15 protein-coding genes are annotated in these 20,395 nt (G+C 63.4%); 4 read left to right on the plus strand and 11 right to left on the minus strand.

All coding sequences use genetic code 11. The features are described from left to right. Positions 1-237 precede the first annotated feature (237 nt). Positions 238-1,221 carry a response regulator transcription factor gene (locus ACSW29_RS02840; protein WP_448276385.1) on the plus strand — a complete coding sequence of 328 codons (984 nt, stop codon included), beginning with the start codon at positions 238-240 and terminating at the stop codon, positions 1,219-1,221. A 51-nt stretch (positions 1,222-1,272) separates the two neighbouring features. On the opposite strand, the gene ACSW29_RS02845 is transcribed toward ACSW29_RS02840, so the two are convergent. Together ACSW29_RS02845 and ACSW29_RS02850 are read right to left on the minus strand one after the other, a co-directional pair. After that, positions 1,273-2,049 (minus strand): SDR family NAD(P)-dependent oxidoreductase, encoded by a 777-nt coding sequence (locus ACSW29_RS02845; protein WP_448276386.1) that lies wholly within the window; start codon positions 2,047-2,049, stop codon positions 1,273-1,275. A 150-nt stretch (positions 2,050-2,199) separates the two neighbouring features. Beyond that, complete coding sequence (locus ACSW29_RS02850) at positions 2,200-3,099, minus strand: LysR family transcriptional regulator (RefSeq protein WP_448276388.1); 900 nt, start codon at positions 3,097-3,099, stop codon at positions 2,200-2,202. Between the two features lie 73 nt (positions 3,100-3,172). Between ACSW29_RS02850 and ACSW29_RS02855 the strand changes: the two genes are divergently transcribed. Then, complete coding sequence (locus ACSW29_RS02855) at positions 3,173-4,123, plus strand: DMT family transporter (RefSeq protein ID WP_448276389.1); 951 nt, start codon at positions 3,173-3,175, stop codon at positions 4,121-4,123. On the opposite strand, the gene ACSW29_RS02860 is transcribed toward ACSW29_RS02855, so the two are convergent. The 3 genes from ACSW29_RS02860 to ACSW29_RS02870 form a co-directional block, all read right to left on the minus strand. After that, the gene (locus ACSW29_RS02860; protein ID WP_448276391.1) at positions 4,120-7,422 is read right to left on the minus strand and encodes an arabinosyltransferase domain-containing protein; all 3,303 of its coding nucleotides are present in this window, start codon (positions 7,420-7,422) and stop codon (positions 4,120-4,122) included. The genes ACSW29_RS02855 and ACSW29_RS02860 overlap by 4 nt on opposite strands. 73 nt (positions 7,423-7,495) lie before the next feature. Continuing rightward, positions 7,496-10,783, minus strand: coding sequence for an arabinosyltransferase domain-containing protein (locus ACSW29_RS02865; protein WP_448276393.1), 3,288 nt, complete (start codon positions 10,781-10,783; stop codon positions 7,496-7,498). A gap of 49 nt (positions 10,784-10,832) precedes the next feature. Continuing rightward, on the minus strand, positions 10,833-11,102 hold the full coding sequence (locus tag ACSW29_RS02870) for a helix-turn-helix domain-containing protein (RefSeq protein WP_003943854.1): 270 nt from the start codon (positions 11,100-11,102) through the stop codon (positions 10,833-10,835). Positions 11,103-11,151: 49 nt separating this feature from the next. Between ACSW29_RS02870 and map the strand changes: the two genes are divergently transcribed. Then, the gene (gene map / locus ACSW29_RS02875; protein WP_347875754.1) at positions 11,152-11,916 is read left to right on the plus strand and encodes a type I methionyl aminopeptidase; all 765 of its coding nucleotides are present in this window, start codon (positions 11,152-11,154) and stop codon (positions 11,914-11,916) included. 9 nt (positions 11,917-11,925) lie between these two features. Here the strand turns inward: map and ACSW29_RS02880 are convergent, their stop codons facing one another. Beyond that, complete coding sequence (locus ACSW29_RS02880) at positions 11,926-13,758, minus strand: glycosyl transferase (protein ID WP_448276395.1); 1,833 nt, start codon at positions 13,756-13,758, stop codon at positions 11,926-11,928. Between the two features lie 333 nt (positions 13,759-14,091). On the opposite strand from ACSW29_RS02880, the gene ACSW29_RS02885 reads away from it, so the two are divergent. Continuing rightward, complete coding sequence (locus tag ACSW29_RS02885) at positions 14,092-14,763, plus strand: MspA family porin (protein ID WP_317826651.1); 672 nt, start codon at positions 14,092-14,094, stop codon at positions 14,761-14,763. Positions 14,764-14,785: 22 nt separating this feature from the next. Here the strand turns inward: ACSW29_RS02885 and ACSW29_RS02890 are convergent, their stop codons facing one another. From ACSW29_RS02890 to ACSW29_RS02910, 5 genes are all read right to left on the minus strand, one after another. Continuing rightward, positions 14,786-15,418, minus strand: coding sequence for a hypothetical protein (locus tag ACSW29_RS02890; RefSeq protein ID WP_230817630.1), 633 nt, complete (start codon positions 15,416-15,418; stop codon positions 14,786-14,788). 99 nt (positions 15,419-15,517) lie between these two features. Continuing rightward, positions 15,518-16,126 (minus strand): TetR/AcrR family transcriptional regulator, encoded by a 609-nt coding sequence (locus tag ACSW29_RS02895; protein WP_230817628.1) that lies wholly within the window; start codon positions 16,124-16,126, stop codon positions 15,518-15,520. A 73-nt stretch (positions 16,127-16,199) separates the two neighbouring features. Further along, entirely contained in the window at positions 16,200-18,053 is a 1,854-nt protein-coding gene (locus ACSW29_RS02900; RefSeq protein WP_448277396.1) for a galactan 5-O-arabinofuranosyltransferase, read from the minus strand. 90 nt (positions 18,054-18,143) lie between these two features. After that, complete coding sequence (locus ACSW29_RS02905; protein WP_019746424.1) at positions 18,144-18,905, minus strand: decaprenylphospho-beta-D-erythro-pentofuranosid-2-ulose 2-reductase; 762 nt, start codon at positions 18,903-18,905, stop codon at positions 18,144-18,146. Beyond that, entirely contained in the window at positions 18,902-20,335 is a 1,434-nt protein-coding gene (locus ACSW29_RS02910; RefSeq protein WP_230817627.1) for an FAD-binding oxidoreductase, read from the minus strand. Before ACSW29_RS02910 ends, ACSW29_RS02905 begins: the two co-directional genes overlap by 4 nt. Between the last annotated feature and the right edge of the window lie 60 nt (positions 20,336-20,395).

A 20,395-nucleotide genomic window follows, 5' to 3' on the forward strand; every position in this document is an offset into this window, starting at 1 on the left:
CGAGTGATCTGTTGATGACCGCCCCTGCGAAGCAGCCCACTGTCTCGGCAAAGCGGTTATTGTCACCCGAAAAGCATGGTTCCGCGGTATCCTACCGTGCTATCAGCCGATGAATTTTCGGATGAATCCCGTGGAAAAGTCTTGATGCGCTTCAATTTTCGATAGGGATCGTGCACGAGAAACCGACTGGTCGATTGTCGCCATGTGGCGCGCATCGATCGAAGTGAGGATGACGACATGGCGCTCACTCATCACACGCTCGCCACTGTGGCGGACATCGCGTCGATATGCATAGAAAATGCACCTGTCGGCCAGAGAGCATCCGCGGTCATGGATCGGCTGAACGAGGAGATACCCTTCGAGGCCGCATCGATCGCGAGTTACGACATGGGAAAGCAGCGTCACTTCACCGTTGCAGCATCGGAATACCCGGGAGAAGTGAGTTCGTATCTCAATCAGGGGTTCACCGTCGACGACCCCGCCTTTCTCGCTATGCGATTTCGACGTTCGAGGCCGCTGCGCTGGTGCGATATTCCGAATTACGCAGACAACTTCAGTGCGCGAGAGGTCTTTCAACCTTCCGGTTTCAACGAAGGAGTCACGACTTGTCTGTTCACACGGGACGGTCGATATACAGGCTCACTTCATCTGAGCACAACATTTCCTGTTCCATTGAGTGACGCGGCCGTCGACTGTTTGATCGCTGTTCAGCCCCTCATCGCGACGCTGACCGACGGTTTGCGGGCAAACGACGGGGGCAGTTGGGAACTGTTGGTCGATGGTTCGGAAGAAACTGCATTCTTGACCGACGAAGGATCGGTGTCCGATGTTCAGGGCACGGCCCGTGGAGACCATCTCCACGAGGATGGTGCGCTGTACCAACAAATGCGTATTGCAGTTGCCCTCGGCGGCCCTCGAAGTCTCTATTGGGTTTCGCCCGACGGACATACGATGCGTATGTCCGTTACGCCCGTAGCTGCTGGATCGCTGGTGACGCTTCGTCACGAAAAGGCGCCCCGGAATCTGACGGCTCGGGAACTCGAGGTACTCACGTATCTCGCCCGCGGGCTCAGTAACGCCGAAATCGGCAGAGAATTACATGCGAGTCATCGTACTGTTGCAACACATGTCGAACGCATACTCGACAAACTCGACTGCCACTCACGAGTGGCGGCGGCGGGAATCGCGACAGCTGAGGGCATTGTCCTGCCGCTGCGGTGACAACGAACCGGTCTCGGCGTCGCTCGACACCGAGACCGCCCGACGATTTTGCTACTGTACGCCCGTCGGAGTGCCGATGGTCCAACCCCCATCGACGAGGATATTTTCTCCGACAACATGATCGGAGAGATCGGATGCCAGGAACAAAGTAGCGTTCGCAATATCTTTCGGAGTGGCCCACTGCCCCCTCGGGGTTTGGCCGGTCAATATCTCGCGTGTTGGTTGGTCGTAGGAATCCGTCATCGCAGTCGTCACGAATCCGGGGGCTACAGCGTTGACGTTGATGCCGAAAGGTGCGTAGTCGAGCGCTACCTGTCGTGTGAAGTTGACGATCGCACCCTTCGAGGCGCAGTAGGCCGCGAAGCCGGGGTTTCCTCGAAACCCGCTGATGGAACTGATGTTCACGATCTTTCCACCTCGATTGATTGCGCGAAGCTGTCGGATCATCTCCCTGGTGCAATAGAACGTGCCGTCAACATTGATCGACATCTGTCGACGCCACAGGTCGTCGTCGGTTTCGAGGACAGTCCCGGCGACGAGAATGCCGGCGTTATTCACGAGTATGTCTATTCCGTTGTTTCGCTGAGAGGTCTCGGCGAAGACCTTTGTCACTTCTGTGCTGTCCGAGACGTCGAGGTGGACGTGCTCGGACACTCCTCCACGCGATTCGAGCAACTCCGTAGTCGTGGGTCCACCCTCTCGCGGTTGTTCGGAAAGATCGGCGACCACGATTCGTGCACCCGCTGCCGACAGTGTTTCAGCGATAGCCCTGCCGATACCCGAAGAGCCCCCCGTTACGAGTGCAACTTTGCCGGTCAGATCGATCATGATGCTCCTGGTACTCGAAGGGGTGGATAACTCCGAGCCTAAAAGGCATGTATGACAAAGGGTATCGGTCGGTTGGCCCTCAAACATCATGCTGTTGGCCGGCGGTGTCCGTCATTCGACGGAACGGGTTGGCGAAGTGATCGCTGAGGTTCATCCCAGAAGATCGAACTGGCGGCGTAGCGCTTCTATCGCCGCCAGGACGGCGGGCTTTTCGCTGTCGGTCCGCCAGGCGAGGTAAATGTCTCGGCCCAGCGGCGGGACCGTGTCGAGCATCCGAACACCTTCCGGTGGTACAACTCTCGCCAGGCGTGGGATCAATGCGACGGCAAGGCCCTGGGCGACGAATTCGACCTGGGTGGGAAACTCGGCGACCTCGTATTCGATTCGTGGGTCGAACCCCTGCGCGCGTAGGGTCCTGACGGTGAAGGTGTGAAAATCCGTTCCCCGTGTCCACGTCGCCCAGGCATGGTCGGACAGTTCGCTGAGCGCGACAACCTTGTTCTCCGCCAGCGGATGTGACGCGGGGAGAGCGAGCAGGGCCACGTCGTCGTACACGGGAGTGAAGGAGAGTCCGTCGGGAAGCTCGACGGGCAGAGTGCTCCAGCTGTCGACCACCACGACGTCGAGGTCGCGGCGGATCAGTGCGGGGAGCAGTTCTTCGGATTCGCCTTCGTTGAAGGTGATTTCGAGCTGGGGGTGCGCGTGCTTGATCTCGGCGATGGCTCGCGGCAGCACCGTCCTGCTGGGGGAGACCAGGGCGCCGATACGCACGCGGCCCGTCACCTCGCTCTGCAGCGACGCGATTTCCGCCTCGGCCTGAGCGAGCGTCGAGAGAACCTCAGCGGTTCGGCGCGCGAGGATCCGGCCGGCTTCGGTGAGTCGTACACCGCGTCCCTGCGGTTCGAGGAGTGGAACACCGACCTCGCGCTCGAGTTTGTTCAACTGCTGCGAAATTCCGGAGGGTGTGACATGCAAGGTGCGGGCGGCTGCCGCCACTGATCCGTTCTCGGCGACAGCGTGCAGGGCGCGGAGTCTCTCGAGGTTCAACACAGTAGTAATACTACTGAGTACACGGTCTGAACATTTGCTTGTGCTGAATAGTTAGCGGCAGGAACATTGTCGGGTGACCACTCTGACCTCCGCGACCACGCACACACCGACCCGTACCCGAACTTCTCAGGGGCGCATCGACCCTCGATTGCTGGTCGTCGGAGGCGCGGCCGCGATCTCGATCAGTTCGATCCTGATCAAATTGGCTGATGTCGGGCCCTCGACGGCCGTGTTCTTCCGTTGCTTCCTGGCGTTGCCGCCCCTCGCGTGGTTGGCGTGGCGGGAGTACCGCCGGGTGGGCAAGCCGAGCAGGCGGGCGGTCGTTCTGCAGGTGCTCGGCGGTCTGCTGCTCGGGCTGGATTTTGCGTTGTGGTCGCAGTCGATTCTCATGATCGGCGCGGGTATGGCGAGCGTCGTCGTGAACGTGCAGGTGGTTGTGGTGCCCGCGCTGTCCTGGTTGGTGTTCGGCAATCGGGTTCCGATGCGCTTCGTGTTCGCCCTACCGTTCATGTTCACGGGAATTGCCTTGGCGGGCGGCGTGTTCGGGGGTGGGGGAACCGGCGACGAGCTGCTGTGGGGAACGGCGCTCTCGCTCGTCTCCGGAATCGCTTACGGCGGCTACATCTTCGTGGTCGGCCGTACGGGCGAGGCGGATCGGGCAGCGAGCCAGGTGTTGATCTCGACGACGTCCGCGGGCATCGCCGGGTCCGTCATCGGATCACTCTGGGGCCGGATCGATTTCGTCCCGGGTTGGGAAGCGTTCGGCTGGCTCGCGGCACTGGCGCTGATCGGCCAGGTGTTCGGCTGGATGCTGATGGGGCACTCGCTCCCTCGGCTTCCCGCGGAGGTGGGCGCGACGCTCCTGCTCATGCAACCGGTACTCGCCGTACTGCTTGCGGTTGTGCTGCTCGGCGAACGGCCCGGTATCGGGCAGCTACTCGGGTGCGTCGTCGTTGTCGGAGCGGTCTCGGCCGTCTCCGTACGTCGCACCCGAGTAGTTCCCCGGGTTGGCAGTGCAGGCTAGTGCACCCGCATCTCGCCGGGCATCCACATGCCCGAGCGGGTTGCGGTCCCCGTCTCCACTTCTGCCGGAACAGCATTCGGGAAGTACCGGTCGTAGCGCTCGAGTGAGCCCCAGTCTCGTGCCCAGTCGTTCTTCAGGTACGTCGGAACCGTCGTCGCACCGGCGATGACCTCGGTGAATCCGAGCGGGCCACCGTTGTCCGCGGACTGCCAGGTGTCGGTGGAGCTGACGGCCAGGGGACGGTCCGGGAGGATACGGAAGTTCGGCATCTCGGCCACACCGTTCTGATGTGTGAACGGACGTTGGCACGGGAACTGAAGGCCGACAGCCCAGTCCAGGAGAACCGGCTGTTCGTTGCCGATGTACGAGTTCAAGGTCTCGAGCTTGGGCACGCGCGGCGGCGTGAATGCCATCCACTGATCGCCCGTGAGGTTGGGATCGAACGCGACCACCCGAACGGCGTCGGCGTCTGGCGCGAGTTCGTCGATGGGGATGCGGACGTTGCGCCACGACGGTGCGGGTCCGATGTCTCGCGGCATGTACGAACCCTGAACCTGTACGGTTCCGTCGGGCTGAGTCTTGCCGTACTCGACCAGCAGCGACTGGCCGTACGTGATGGCACCCGTGTTGTCGACGGACCACACGCGCCCGGCGACGGACATGACCACCAACGGTGATTCCTCACTGCGAGTGGGCAATCCGTACCAACTCGAGATGAGGGAAGCGGGTTCCTGCACGCCGGGCTGGTAGCTGCCCATGACCGGTGTCTTCGAAGGATCGAGACCGAAGGGGAGCTTGGCCGTGCTGCCGTTGACGCCGACGTTGCCGGTGCCACCGCTGGTTCCGGCACCGGAGCCGGTGGCGAAGCTGGGGCCGACACTCTGGTTGTCGGTGTTACCCATGCCCTGCTTGACCTCGATGTAATCCGCAGTCAGATCACTGGGAACCCCATTGGGGGAGAAGCCCTTCGAATCAACTCCGGACAGCGGATCCTCGGCGTTGAACCCGGGTGCGGTCAGTGGCGGCAGATTCCCGGAATTGACGTCGGTCTCCACCAGTACGTCCTCGGCCATGCCGCAGGTCTTGCCCGCGAGTGCCTCGATGTTGCTTCGACCCAGCGAGTACGCCGGGTACTGCGACACTGCGCCCTTGAGTAGGGAGAGCACCTCGAAGAGGACCATCAGGCCGGCAATCACGGTGAGTGGAGCAGCTGCGAACTTGCGAATTCGTCTGCCCTTGGCCGTGTTCGGCTTCTCGGGCGGGGCTGCAAATCCCTCACGCAGGTACTGCCACGCGGCAAAAGCCAAGGCGAGAGCAAAGAGTGCGAGGAACAGGGTGTTGGATTCACGGCCGTTGTAGGAGATGGTCTTGTCGAACCAGGGTACGCCGTAACTCGAGACGTACCAGTAGCCGTTGATGCCGGCGAACGTCAACGCCAGCATCAGGAGCAGTCCGGCCACGAACACCGATCGGTTACGCCGCGAGCGCAGGGCCGACGCGGACACAGCGACGGCGGTCAGCGCGGCGAGAGAACCGGCGATGCCCGCGTACGCACCGAAGTGGTGAGTCCACTTGGTTGGGTTGAACATCATCAGGAACATCGTGCCGAAGACGACGCCGACAAGGCGCCACGACGGACCGGTTGCGGCGCCGGGGACGCGGCCGCGGCGTAGCAACACGAAGAGCGTCGTGAAGAGGCACAGGATCATCGTCAAGAACGCGAAGCGTCGGGCAACCGAGCCGTCGACCGTCTGGACGAAGAGGTAGTAGTAGCGCAGGAAGTCCTGGTACCAATCGAGATTGGGGCCGATGATCGTTCGGACGCGGGTGGCTTCCATGACGCCGGCGAAGGTCTGATCGGCGAAGATGACCACCAGCACGATGGTTCCGGCGGCGGCGATCGGAGCGAGAAGCGGCAGTGTGCCGACCAGCCGGTGACGCTTGACGACAATGCGCACCAGCGGGCGGACACCGGCGAGAAGGGCAGCGATACACATCAATCCGGTGGGCGCGGCGGCAAGAGTGAAGGCGCCGATCAAGATCGCGGTCGCCGCAGGGAAAAGGCGTCCGGTGGCGATGGCGCGCTCGATGGAGCACCAGGTGAGCAGTGCGCCGAGAGCCACGATGGGCTCGGGGCGAAGACCGTTGTTGTACGCCAGCCAGAAGGACAGGAACACCAGCCCGCCGGTCCAGAGGGCGACGTTGCTCCGGCGAACCGCCCGGCCGAGACGCGGGACGACCTCGCGGCTGATGACCATCCAGCACAGGATTCCGGCGAGCAGAGCGGGCAGACGCATGAACGGACTCGCGGTCGAGATCTTCGCCATCACTGCCAGCACTTCGTAGTACCAACCGAACGGGGCCTCGGGAACGCCGAACCAACGGAAGTAGTTGGCCATGTATCCCGCGTCCGGCGAGACTCGGGCCATGGTGAGGAGATACCCGTCGTCGGCGGTGTTCGCGCCGATGAAGTGCCAGACGACCAGCGTTCCGACCACAACTCCGTCGATACCGGAGAACTTCCACCAGCGTTCGGGAAGGAAGCGTCGGTGCTTGCGGCCGTCGGTGCCGTCGAGGCGGGCCAAGGCGACCAGAGCGACGATGGTCGAGAGGACGGCCACGATCATCGCGACCAGCTTCAATACGCTGGGGCTCGACGAGAAACGTGAGTCGATCGTCATCGAGAAGCCGAGGCCCTCGGGGGCAGCGCCGTCGGGCAGGTCGCTGAAGACACCGACCACCTGAGGGCGGAAGTCACCGTCGAGTTGACCACGAATCGGGTTGCCGTCGGGATAGGTCAGTCCGACGAACTCTGCCGTGGTCCGGTTGACGTCAGAGCTGAAAGCGATGGCGCCGCAGCGACTCGACTCGACGTCCTCGCGCGCCGCCGAAGCGACGACGACGTTGCGATCGAGCACGTCGACGCTGGTCGCGGACACCCGGACGAACATCGATGACAGTGCCGCGCCGTCGCCCTGTGCAGGCGCCGTCGACAGCAAGATGCCGCCGCCCTCGGGCAGTGAGCTGACCGCGGTGCAAGGGATCGACGCGTTGACGTCGATGGGAACCTGCGCCATCAGAGGTGCCTCGACGTCGCCGATCATGCCGTTCTGCGGCCAGTTGACCGTCGCCGTCGTCTGCACGACGGGAAGCAGCGGAGTTGCCAGTGCGAGCACGAAGCCGAGCAAGCCGGCGATGATCGCAACCCATCGAGTGCGATGGAAACGCTCGCGGGCATCCTGACCAGCAGGAGGCGGCGAACTCGAAGTCTGAGGTGAAGCTGTCACGGCGTCGGGCACGGCTACCGATGGTATGTCAGGGCTGAGCGTGGACCTACCGTGCCCGGGTGGTTGGTAGGTCCACGCGTAACAGTTACGACTGGTAACGAATCGGGCCCGGTGTCCAGGTGCCCGAACGGGTCTCGGTGGTGACGTTCATTTGCGCGGGAATCGCGTCCGGATCGAGCGGTGTGTACTGCTCGAGCGAACCCCAGTCTCGATCCCAGTCGTTGTCCAGGTAGGTGGGCAATGCCCTGGCCGAGAGCAGTTCGCTGGTCCAACCGAGCGGTCCGCCGCCGTAGTGGTCCTGCCAGGCGTTGGTGGACTCCGCGCCGATGCGGTCAGGCAGAATGCGCCACTCGGGGATCTCGGCGACGCCGTACAGATGATCGACCGGGCGTTGGCACGGGAAGGCGAGACCGACGGCCCAGTCCATCAGCACCGGATCGGTGGATCCGACGACGTCCTGCAGCGTGCGCATGGTCGGCACTCGCGGCGGTGTCACCGCCAGCCACTGGTCGGCACTGATGTCGGTGTCACTGGCCACCAGACGCACGGTGTCGGCGTCGGCGGGCAGTTGATCCATCGGAACGCGCAGGTTGCGCCACGACGGCGACGGGCCGATGTCGATCGGATCGACACGTCCCAGTGCGTCGACGCTTCCGTCGGCCTGCTTCTTGCCGTACTCGACCTGCAGGACCGCACCGGGGGTGACGATGCCGTCGGAGTTGACGTAGCGGATTCGTCCGGCCGCGGCGACCGTGAGGAGCGGTGCGGCGTCGTTGCGCTCGGGAAGTGAGTACCAACCGGTGGTCAGCGACGCGTTCTGGGGTGCTCCGTAACTGCCGAGCACCGGCGTTTTTGCGGGGTCGAGCCCGAACGGGAGCGCGACATTGCTGCCGTTGACGCCTGAGGTCGACTGCGAGCCGCCAGCCGTTCCGGATCCGGTTCCCGGCGTGGTGGTGCCGGACTGAGAGGTCGTGGTGTCGAGGCTGTTTGCACTGCCCGCCGTCGAATCTTCTGCGTCTGCGGTGAGGTCGCCCGCGACTCCGTCCGGCGAGAAACCGGTTGATTCGCTCGCACCGAACGCACCCGCGCCGGCGAGATCGGTGGGCCGATCCGTCAATTGCAGAACGCCGGCGTTCGGATCGGACTCGACGAGTACCTCGCCGGCGAGACCGCAGCTTCCGCCGAAGACCGATTCGATGTTGGACTTGCCGATCGAATACGCGGGGTACTGCGCGACCGCTCCCTTGAGTAGGGACAGCACCTCGAACAGCACGACGGCTCCGGCCGCGATGGTCAACGGCGACGGGGCGAGAAGGCGAAGTCGCCTGGTCTTCTTGACGCTGTCCTCCGCACCGTTTCGCTCGCGCGGCTCCATGACGTGGTACCACGCGGCCAACAGCAGCGCGAGGATCGTCAGACCGAGGAAGGCCGTCGAGAATCCCTTGCCGGCGATTGACGGCGGCTTGTCCCACCACGGCACGCCGTAACTCGAGACGTACCACCAGCCGTTGGAGCTGGTGAACGCCACAGCGAGGATGAACAGGATGCCCGCGGCGAACAGCGCGCGGTTTCGTTTCGAACGCATGCTCGACGCACTCACGCCGACGGCGGCGAGCACGGCAACCGTGGCGGCCAGACCGGCGTACACACCGAAGTGGTGAGTCCACTTGGTGGGGGTGAACTGCATCAGGAGCAGCGACGCGAACACGATGCCAAGGATTCGGCGCGAGGGCCCGATCGCGGTACCGGGGATCCGGCCCTTGCGCAGGATCATCATGACGCAGAAGACGAGTCCGACGATCATGACGAACATGCCGAAGCGGCGTGCGAGTGAGCCGTCGGGGGAGATGGTCATCAGTGCATCCCAACGCAACCGTTCCTCGAACCACGGAACGTTCGGCCCCACGGCCGTTCGCACCCTGGTCGATTCGAGAACTGTCGCGAGGGTTTGATCTGCGAAGACCGCTACAAGCACCACGGTTCCGGCCGCGAGGATCGGCATGACCTGAGACAGGAAGCCGACGCGTTTGCCACGGGCGATCAGGATCTGCAGGATCGGCCGGGCGCCGGCGATCAACGCGCCGATCGCGATCAGACCCGAAGGCCCGGCGGCCAACGAGAATGCGGCGATCAGCACGGCCATCGCGGCGGGCAACAGACGTCCGGTGGCGATGGCGCGTTCGATGGAACACCAGGTGAGCAGAGCGCCGAGGGCGATGATGGGCTCGGGACGCAAGCCGTTGTTGTACGGCAACCAGAAGGCAAGGAACACGAGCCCGCCCGTCCAGATGGCAACCTTGTTGCGGCGCACCGCAACACCGAGTCGCGGTATCACCTCACGGCTGATGACCATCCAGCACAGGATTCCGGCGATCAACGCGGGCAGGCGCATCCACATGCTCGCGGTGCTGACCTTCGCGAACAGCGCCAGCACGTCGTAGTACCAACCGAACGGTGCTTCGGGGACTCCGAACCAGCGGAAGTAATTGGCCATGTACCCGGAGTGCTCCGAGACTCGGGCCATGCCGAGCAGATAACCGTCGTCGGAAGTGTTGGCGCCGAACACATGCCAGAGCGCCAGCGTGCCGATCACCAGGGCGTCGATGCCGGTGAACTTCCACCACCGTGCCGGAAGGAACCGCCGGGCACGACGGCCGTCGACGCCGTCGATCCGGTGCAGTGCGTACAGCGAGACGATGGTCGAGAGTGCCGCGACGATCATCGCGAACAGTTTGAGAAGTGCGGGGCTGGACGAGAACCGCGAGTCGACGTCCATGTGGGCGGACAGTCCGGCGGGCGCTGCGCCCTGCAGGTCGGTGAAGATGCCGACAACCTGTGGGCGGTAGTCACCGGTCAGGGTGGTGCCGACGCCGTCGACTCCGGTGACCGCCGCGACGGTCTGCTCGGAGTTGGTCGTGATGGTGATCGCCGTGCACCCGCTCAGTTGATCGAGCGGAGCCGAGATCAGCACCGAATCGCGGGTGAGTGCTTCGATTCGGTCGGCAGTGGTGCGGACGGTGAGGCCGCGGGCGTTTCGGTCCGGCGCACCGTTCGGCATGGTCGAGAGCAGTGTGCCGCCGCGCTCGCCCAATTGGTCCAGGGTCGAACAGGGGATGCTGATGTCCAGCGATGTGGGCGAGTAGGAGATCAGCGGCGACGAGACGCTGTTGACGGTCCCACCCTGCGGCCAGTCGATGCTCGCGGCTTCCTGCTTGACGGGCAGGAAGGGCGTCGCGAGTGCAAGTAGCAAGCCCAGAAGGCCGGTGACTATCGCGATGAGTCGTGCCGTCCGGACTCTCTGGGAATCCGATTCTCGGGGAGCGTCGGGGCCAGTGGGAACGGGTTTCGGGGGCACTACTACTTCAGACGGCACAAGGAACGATGTTAGGCGAGTGCGGGCCCGCACATCCTGAGAGAACTACTCAGGATGCAACTTCCTGTTCGGATTGTGGTGTTTCAAGTGTTCGGGCGATGGTGTCGAGTGAAATACCCAACACTTCCGCGACCGCGCTGATGGTGAAGAAGGCGGGTGTCGCGATGCGTCCGGTTTCGATCTTGCGCAGAGTTTCGACGGAGATCCCGGCGTCGAGCGCTACTTGAACCATGCTTCGGTCCCCCCGCGCAGACCGCAGGAGTTCACCCAGTCGTAGTCCTCGTTCGAGTTCTTCCGCCGTCAGCGGCACGCGCACCATGCGCTTATAGTAATACCGGTATAGTTATTCGACAAGGAAGGTGTTCGAGATGGTCGAAATCAAGACCGCAGGCGAAATCGAGGCGATGGCGGCGGCGGGGAGAATCACGGCGCAGGCTCTGACTGCGGCGCGTGAGGCGGCGAGCGCCGGAGTGACGTTGCTCGAATTGGACGCCGTTGCCGCGGAGGTCATTTCGGCTGCCGGCGCCTCGGCGCTGTTCTTGAATTACCGGCCGGCGACGGCACCGATACCCTTTCCCGGTGTCGCCTGCATAAGCGTGAACGATGCTGTGGTGCACGGTATCCCGAATGGGTACCGACTCCGTGACGGTGACCTGGTCAGTATCGACTGCGGTGCGAGACTCGACGGCTGGTGCGGCGACTCCGCCATCAGCTTCACCGTCGGACAGGGAAGTAGTGAGGATCAGGCACTGATCGACGCGACCGATCAGGCACTTGCCCGTGGCATTGCCGCCGCCCAGCCCGGAAACAGATTGGGCGACATCGGTGCCGCGATCGGACAGTACGCGCGCGGCCGCGGGTACGGCATGCTCGCCGATCACGGTGGGCACGGCATCGGCCGCGAGATGCACGAAGGGCCGGATGTGCCCAACGAAGGTCGAGCAGGCAAAGGCTTCCGGTTACGGCCCGGCCTGGTCATCGCCATCGAACCGATGCTCATCGCCGACGGAACCGACGACTACCGGCACGACGCCGACGGGTGGACCCTTCGCACCGTTTCGGGTGCCAGGGCTGCGCACAGTGAGCACACGGTCGCGATCACCGAAGACGGTCCGGTGATCATGACCCGCTGATCAACCCGTTCAACTCTGGTTGGAGGTCTTGCCGCTCACGAGGTCTCGTACGTCCCATACCCACACGTCGTCGGCGCGCTTGGCATCGAAGCCGACCAGTTCGTCGACCGTGTGGCGCAGGGCGTCGTCGCCGGAGAATCGGGGAAGCACCAGTACGTCGGCGTGCCAGTACCGCAGGTCGGTCAGTGCGTTGGCTCTGGTGCCCACGTCGATCAACGGGACCTTGCCGGTTTGTTTGGCATTGACCAGCAGGGTCGAGGTGGGCCGGGACTCGGCGCCGTAGATTCCGGCGCGGGTCTTCGAATCCGGGCCGACGAAGTACCCGCCGGCGATGGGGAAGCCGAAGTCGGCGTCGACCTGCCAGCTCAGTGCGCGGGCGTCTTCCGCGCTCGCGACGGGGACCGTCACCAGGGTGCCGTCGCTGACGTAGTTCTCCCACGAGCCGCTGGTGATGAATTCGGGCGTCGCAGATCGTTGATCGGCGTCGATGGGCGTCGGGATGAGAGGAATCATCGCGACGGCGAGTGTCACCAGCCAGACACCGGCAGCAGTGCGGCGCGGTCCACGAAGTTCGACAAAAGCGCGGTAGGTGCCGAGGGTGAGCAGCAGTCCGATCGCGGGAATCGCGCCCATGGCGAATCGGGATTCGAGCACCGATTCGAACAACGGTAGGTCGGCGAGAAGTTTCCACGGCAGCGTGATGCCGGTCCTGTCGCCGTCGATGATCAGTTCGGAACCGAGCGAGAGCACACCCATGACCACGATCACGGCAGCGGCAGCGCGGGTCAGGCGGATGCGCCACAACCATACCGTGGCACCGAGGAGCAGGATCACCAGCGGCCAGCCGAAGTACGCGTTCTCCTCGGTGGGGTTCATCCGGAACTCGGCGCCCTCGGGGTCGCCCGCAACCGATTCGGTCGGGAACGTGGTGAGGGCAGCGGTGTCGTTGCCGGCCTGACCGTGTGAGACGCCGTCGTAGCTCGCTGGGCCGAAGAACTGCGACCACAGCGGCACGGCGGTGATCAGGAGTGTGACTGCGCCGCCGATCACGAGACCGGGCATCGCGCGCTTGATCGCCTGGCGTGACTTGGCCAGGTCGGGCAGGGCGTATGCGGCGCCGAACACCATGGCCGACATCGTGAAGATGAGGAGCGGCTCTTCGCCGAGGAAGATCTGCCACGCGACGAGGAGGCCGAGAACGATTCCATCGCGAACTGGGCGCTTGCCGTTCGAGATGCGCACTACCTGCAAGAAGATGAACGGAAGGACGAAGAACGCGACGAAGTTCGGATGGCCGTTGGCGTGCGAGATCATGGCCGGGGCAAATCCGCAGAACCCCGCGCCGACGGCGGCGGCAACCTTGGAGCGGACCGAAACGCCGGTCAGTACGTGCCTCGAGAAGGCCCAGTACCAAGCGATGGCGGTGCCGCCGAGCCCGGCGGTCAGCCCGATTGCATACGTGGCCGTCGGTCCGAAGATAAGCGTGATCGGGGCCAGCGGAATGCTGATGCCGAACATCGCGGTATTGGCCATCAGGTTCACGCCGAGCGGGTAATTCTGCAGGTCACTGAACAGCGGGCTGCGGAACTGGGCGAGGGCATGGGCGGTATCGGCGAAGAACCATTCCCACATCGCCTGGTCGCGGCCCGCATTGAACAGATAGCCGGACTGCAGATCGCTCCACAGGTTCGACATCACGTAGATCGCCGCGACGGTGAACGTCGCCATGATCGCGAGATCGACCAGACGCCCGCGCTGGACGACCGAGCGCCTGACTAGTGAACGGACTCGCCCCGGACGTGCTTCTTCGAGCAGTTGGACGTCGGGCAAGGTCTCGGTCATGCAGTCGGTGCCTTTCGGTTCTGGCGCCCATCCCTGAAGTGGCGATCTCAGAAGTTCGGGGTGGCCTCTTTAGGTCTCGATTCGATAACTTCCACTGTCAGAGTAACGAACAAAACGGTTCGCGTCCGCGAGCGGGTGCAGTCATCGGGACAAACCGGTCCACCCGACTTGTCCGGAAAGTAATGCTTCTTGCACCGTTTGACAGGTTCGTGACCGGGGTATCGCAACAAGGATCTTGCTCGCGTTTGTTCAGGCAGCCCCGACGAATCCCATCCTCGACGAAGAGTTGGAACCTACGTCCGGGGCCTATACCGGATGGGATGGTGCTTGTGCATGTCGAAGACAGCAGTTCGTAGTAGCGCAGTGGGGGCAGTGGCCTTGTTAGCCGTTGTCTTGGGGGGTGGGACGGCGTCGGCGGGCGTCGACAACACCAGTTCGATAACCGACGTCAAAGGAAATCGGATAGAAGTCTTTCAAGCGGACACCGCTATCCATGTCTTTCCACCGCTCGACAGCTCACCGCTGAGTGTCGAGTTCTTTCACGACGGGGTTGCCGGCGTGAAGATAGACGGGCCGGATGCAGCAAGTTTCACCGGAACGAAGCTGACGATCGGCTATCAGATCGGTTACCCGATCGCGTTGACCGGCGCCACGGTCGTTCTCAACAGTCCCGGTCTCGACTGGGCTGTCGAGAGTGGAACCAACCTCGGTATCGGCTTGGTTCCGGACTTCGAACTGGGACTGGATATTTCGAACGGGTTCGCCATCGGCGGTGACATCATTCCGTCCCAGGAACTCGATGTCGATCTGGCGCCGGGTGGTATCACCGACGTCGCGCTGCTCGAGGATCAGGAATTCGACGGTCCCGAAGCGGCCGTTCGACTTTCCGGAGTTCACGGATACGTACAGGGAGCAATCGGTCCGGTGACTATCAGGCCGTACGCGAAGGCCGTTACTTCGAATGGCGATACTGTCGTCACTTACGGTGTACCGCAGAGGCTTTAGCGGAAGCGGGTGCCCCCCACCGTCACGCTGCAACAGCGTGACGGTGGGGGTTTTCCGCGTTGCGTGTGGTCGCTTCGGTGCCGCGAATAGGCGAAGCGTCTGCCCAATGGGCACTGCGGGAAACACTGACGAGTTTCGCGACCAGTCGCGCCGCGATCCACACGAGGTACACGGCGGTGATCAGAAGCAGAAGTGCCCAGTCGTGCGCGAAGAATCCGACTATCCCGCCGACCGTGAACGCGAGGGCGACAAAGACGACGCGTCCGCCCATGTCGGTCTCGACCAGGTACTCAGGCTCGATCGGATCGTCGGGTTCGCTCGATTCATCGATGTCCCCAGCCGATTCGGCCTTGGACTTCTCGTGGTGTTCGGTCGGGATCTCGAGTAGCTCACCCCATTCGAGCACCGCAACGGTGTGCGCGGTGTCGGTCGGGATCGTGCGGTAGTCGCGAGACTCGGAAACGTCGATGAGAGCCCTTGCCAGAGTGAGGACTTCGATGCGGTTGCGAATCGCGACGCTCAGCACTTCGTGAAAGGCCTGCTCGCGCCCGAACGGTTTGCCGCGTGCAATGACCAGAACATGCTCTGCGGAATCGAGAACTGCACGATGCGGTACTAGCTCGCGGCTTTGCGCAACAAGTTCGCTCACTGTCATCACCTACCCCGCCGGTGGTTGATGCGGCCGTTTGCTCGACTGCGCTTGGAGGGGCTGAGTACCCCGGCAGTTTCGGAAACAAACTCGCCGGGTGGCGTGTCAGATTTGCGCAGCCGGTGCCGAGAGTGCTCCGAGGCAACTTTCGATCAGGTCGGCAGCGATCACGTGAGCCCGATCTCGGCTGTCGACGCGACCCTCCCACGTGGCAAACGTGACGACGGTGAGCACGGTCAGAGTTCCCGCTCGAAGTTCGGCGATGTCTGTCGGCAATGGCGAAGCGGCGATGATCCGCCGCTGAACTTCGCGGAAGCTCTCGGCCTGCATGTGATCGCGGATGGTCGACGACATGGCCGGGTCGAAGATCGACTGCACCAGGAACCGTGCGTACAACGTGCCCTCGCGGTAGATGGTCTGTTCTGCCAACGGCAGGACAAGAGCCTCGACGAGGACACGCATCGTCGGCGGATTCGGATCGAGATCGATCATGTCGAGAAACTCACGCCGACGCTCAGCGGCAGGGCGCATTCTGGACTCGACAACTGCCGCCAGCAAACCCTCACGTGAACCGAAGTGATACTGCGCGGCCGACTTGTTGGCCTGCCCGGCTTCGGTCTGAACGTCACGAAGCGTCAGAGCGGCCAGGCCACGTTCGGCAACCAGACGCTCGGCCGCATCGATCATTGCCGCTCGGGCATCGGTTCGGGTCACGGTATGAAGTTAGGGGTGCGTCGGGGTCGCGTCAACGACCCCGACGGTAAGCCTTTTGTGACGTATCTCCTGGTTACTTCGCGTCAGAGCGGGTAACGACCACAAACGGACCCTGCTCTGTGACGGTGAAACGAGGATCGTCGAACAGTTCCTTGGGGAACGTGACCGTGTAGCGGCGGACGTTCGGGTCGTTGGGATAGACGTCCTCGGCCAACCGCAGTGTGTACCCGTCGGCGCCCTGGCGGAAGACGAAGGCGTCGGGGCTGCGCCACGGCGCCGAGTCCAGCGCAGCTATCAGTTCGTCAGCGGTCTTCAGTTCCGACCACTGCTCGATCAGCGCGGCGCGCGCACGGAAATCGGCGAGGGGGTTTGCGTAGTGCGACGTCAGCCCTTGGAAACCGAAGTACGGGTAGAAACTCAGGAAGCCGATGTCGGCGGTGAGCACCACCGTGTCATGGGGTTCGCGTCCCAACTGCTCGCGGATGATCCGGTCGATGTCGGCGTAATTGGCTTCGGCACCCGGGGGTCGCTTGTCACCGCGCTCACCGTTGCCGTCGGTATCGCTGTATGCCACAGCGATATCCGGCGCCAGCACCTGCGGGATGTTCTGCGCAAAAGCGATGGCTCCGATGACGCCGAGTGCAACTAGTACCGCTTTGACTCGGGGATTCTCGCTGGTGGCCAGCACGATCCAGCCCGCGAACTCGAAGAAACCGAACACACCGGCGGCGGCAAGCAGTCCGATCAGAACCGGCTCCAGTCGGAAACCGAGGAGCGTACTGCCGGCAACGGTGAACGTCATGGACAGCAGTGCCCACAGGTACACGGCGATGACGCCGATACCGAGTGCTCGGGCGCGGCGGGAGAACAGGAACCGCGAAATCAGCCAGACCGTGCCGAGCAGGCACAGGCCGCCGACGAGCGTGAAACTCAGCATCGGGAAGGGCAGCACCGCGCCGGAGTCGGGGAGGTAGTGGAACGCTGTGCCGGACTCTGCGGTGGCACCGGAGAGTGCCTTCAGCAGGTACGGCGTCCAGACGGTCAGAGCGACCAGACCCGAGATGATTGCAATTGCTGCAAGTCGAATGAGGGGTCCCAGTGCGGCTTTCCACGTGTTCTGAGCGCGGGCGGCAAGTACTGCGGCAACGACGGCCATCAAAGTGACTGAGAAGGCGGCAAAGGCGAGGTACAGCGTGTAGACGGTTGCGGCAAAACCGAGGAACAGGCCCGTCCCGAGAATCGCGCCGGCTCCGGCAAATCGAGAAGCACCCGGACGATCGAGCGCACCCCACGCCAGGATCATCACCGGCGGAATCAGGAGGTTGATGACGGCGCCGTATGCCTCGGGGGAGTTGTACGCCAACACGACGGCAGTGACGGCCAATGCTGCGACGACGGCCCAATCGCGTCGAATCAGCTTGGTCCACAACACGAGTGCAACGACGGCGACGACCGCCAGGGAGCCGATCGCGTAGGGCTTGAAGGCTTCCCAACCGTCCATGCCCAGCAGGTTCGCGACGCGTCCACCGACCCAGAACCAACCGGCCGGGTAGAACGGCGGCAGATCCACGTACGTCATGTCCTGCAGCGCAGCCGAATCCGTCAACCGGGTCAGGTACTCGGTGCGGAACTGCTGATCGACCGAGACGCCGTGCAGATACAGGCTCGTCGCGGCCAGGGGAAGTCCGAGCGTCGTGGTGACGAAGCCGGAGAGCCCGGCCCACGAGAGGAGTTTTGCGACCCGCTCGGCCTTGTGGGCACGGAACATCAGAACCGCAACACCGACCACTGCGATGCAGAGCACCTGCAGCACCGTCGTGACTGCCTGCGTGACGTTGGAAGAGGTGAACGCCGGCCACTGGACTCGGCCGAAAGCAAAGAGCCCGACAGCGGCTACAACAGCGGCGACCAGCGCTCCGAGCGCCATTTCCACCACCGTCGCCGCGGCATTACGCCACGGCGACGGGGTCGAAAGGTCTGTACTCGGAGCAGTTGTTGTTTCTGGCACGGGAGGAGCTTAAACCGGCAACTTCCGGAAGATCGGGCGCGGCACGTGGCGCAGACCCATCATGACGAAGCGCCAGGGGCCGGGAGTCCAGACGATTTCCTTGCCCTTGTCCGAGGCGGCAACGGCGAGCTTCGCGACGATGTCCTTGTTGACCGTCAGCGGGGCTTCCTTGACGTGGGCACTGAACTGGGTGCGCACCATGCCGGGGCGAACGACGGTCACCTGCGGTCCGAATTCCGCGAGAGCCTCGCCGAGCCCGAGGTAGAAGCCGTCGAGGCCCGCCTTGGTGGAGCCGTAGACGAAGTTGGCACGCTTGACGCGTTCGCCGGCTACGGACGACATCGCGATGATCTTGCCGAAGCCCTGAGCCTTCATCTTCTCGCCGAGGAGAACGCCGACCGAGACGGAAGCGGTGTAGTTGACGTTTGCCACCAGAACAGCCTTGCGCTGGTTCTGCCACAGCTCTTCGGAGTCACCGTCCAACGCAAAAGCGACGATGGCGACGTCGACGTCACCGTTCGAGAACGCCTGGTCGATCACCTTCGGGTGCGATTCGAAATCAACGGCGTCGAAGTCGATGAGCTCCACCGAGGTGGCGCCCTTCGCTTCGAGCTGCTTGACCGCAGCTTCGCGTCCCGGGTCGCCGGGAAGAGCCGCCAGAATGACGCGGAGCGGCGCCTTCTTCAGGTATTCCTCACAGATGGCGAGGCCGATCTCGGAGGTTCCACCGAGAAGCAAAACGGTTTGCGGGTTACCTACAGCGTTGATCACAGTTCCAGCCTTCTGGACATATCGGAGGCGAAAACGCCTGTGGGGTCGTACTTGCGGCGCGTCGCGATCCACTCGTCGATGCGCGGGTACATGGCGTGGAAGGTTTCCGCGGACGTTCGCGAATCCTTGGCCGTGTAGAGGCGTCCACCGAATTCGAGGACACGCTTGTCGAGTTCGGTGACGAACTCGTTCAGGCCAGGCTTGATACGGAAGTCCACGCAGATGTTCCAGCCCGGGATCGGGAAGCTCAGCGGCGCCTGGTTGCCCTCGCCGAAGAGCTTGAACACGTTGAGGAACGAGTAATGCCCGCTGCGCTGGATGTCGACGATGATCTTCTTGAACTCGTCGACGGCCTCCGGCGGAACCACGAACTGGTACTGCAGGAATCCGTTGGATCCGTACGCGCGGTTCCACTCACCGAACATGTCGAGGGGGTGGTAGAACTGCGTCAGATTCTGGACCTTGCCGCGGTACTTGCCGGACTTACGGAACCAGACCTCACCGATGGCGGTGAAGTTGAACTTGTTGGCCAGCCCGTTCGGGAAGACGTCGGGGAACGTCAGGAGCTGCGGTGCATCGAACGCGAGCGGGTTCTTCTGCAGCTTGGCCGGAAGCTGATCGAGCTTCGCCAACGATCCGCGCGAGACTGCCGCACGACCGAGCTTCGGGGGCGCGGAAATCGCGTCGAACCAGGCGCTCGAGTACTCGTAGTTGGCCTCGCTGCCGTCGCTGTGCAGCGCGATGGTCTCGTCGAGGCTGTTGGTGACGTCGCCGTCGGCGATGAAGTACGCCGTCTCGGTCGGTGTCATCTTGATGGTGGCGCGCAGGATGATGCCCGTCAGGCCCATGCCGCCGATCGTGGCCCAGAACAGCGCGGCCTTCGGGTCGTTGCGCCCGCCCTTGGGGGTTAGCGTGCGAACCTTGCCGTCGGCCGTCAGCAGATCCAATGACACAACGTGGTTGCCGAAGCTGCCTGCGCTGTGGTGGTTCTTGCCGTGGATGTCCGAGCCGATGGCGCCGCCGATCGTGACCTGGCGAGTACCCGGCAGGACCGGGACCCACAGGCCGAACGGCAGAGCAGCCTTCATCAGCTGATCCAGATTCACGCCGGCATCGACGTCCACCAGAGCGGTGTCGCGATCGATGCGATGAATGCGGTCGAGTGCATTCATGTCGATGACCAGCCCGCCGGCGTTCTGCGCCGGGTCACCGTACGAGCGGCCGAGGCCGCGCGCGATGACGCCGCGTCGCAGATGCGAGGGCTTGGAATCGTTCTGTTCCGCAACCTGGGCGACCGCGTTCGCGATCACTTCCACGTCGGGGGTGGACAGCACCTGTGCGGTGGTGGCGGCGGTGCGTCCCCAACCGGTGAGGGTGCGGGCTTGGGTGTGGAGAGCCGGCTTCGGCGTCTCTTCTGCTGTCGTGGACATCAAGGTAGAGGTTACCTGGGAGTAGTGCCGACGGCTCCGACTCGAGTGGTTACTCTCGTC

The sequence above is a fragment of the Rhodococcus sp. GB-02 genome (assembly GCF_053470465.1).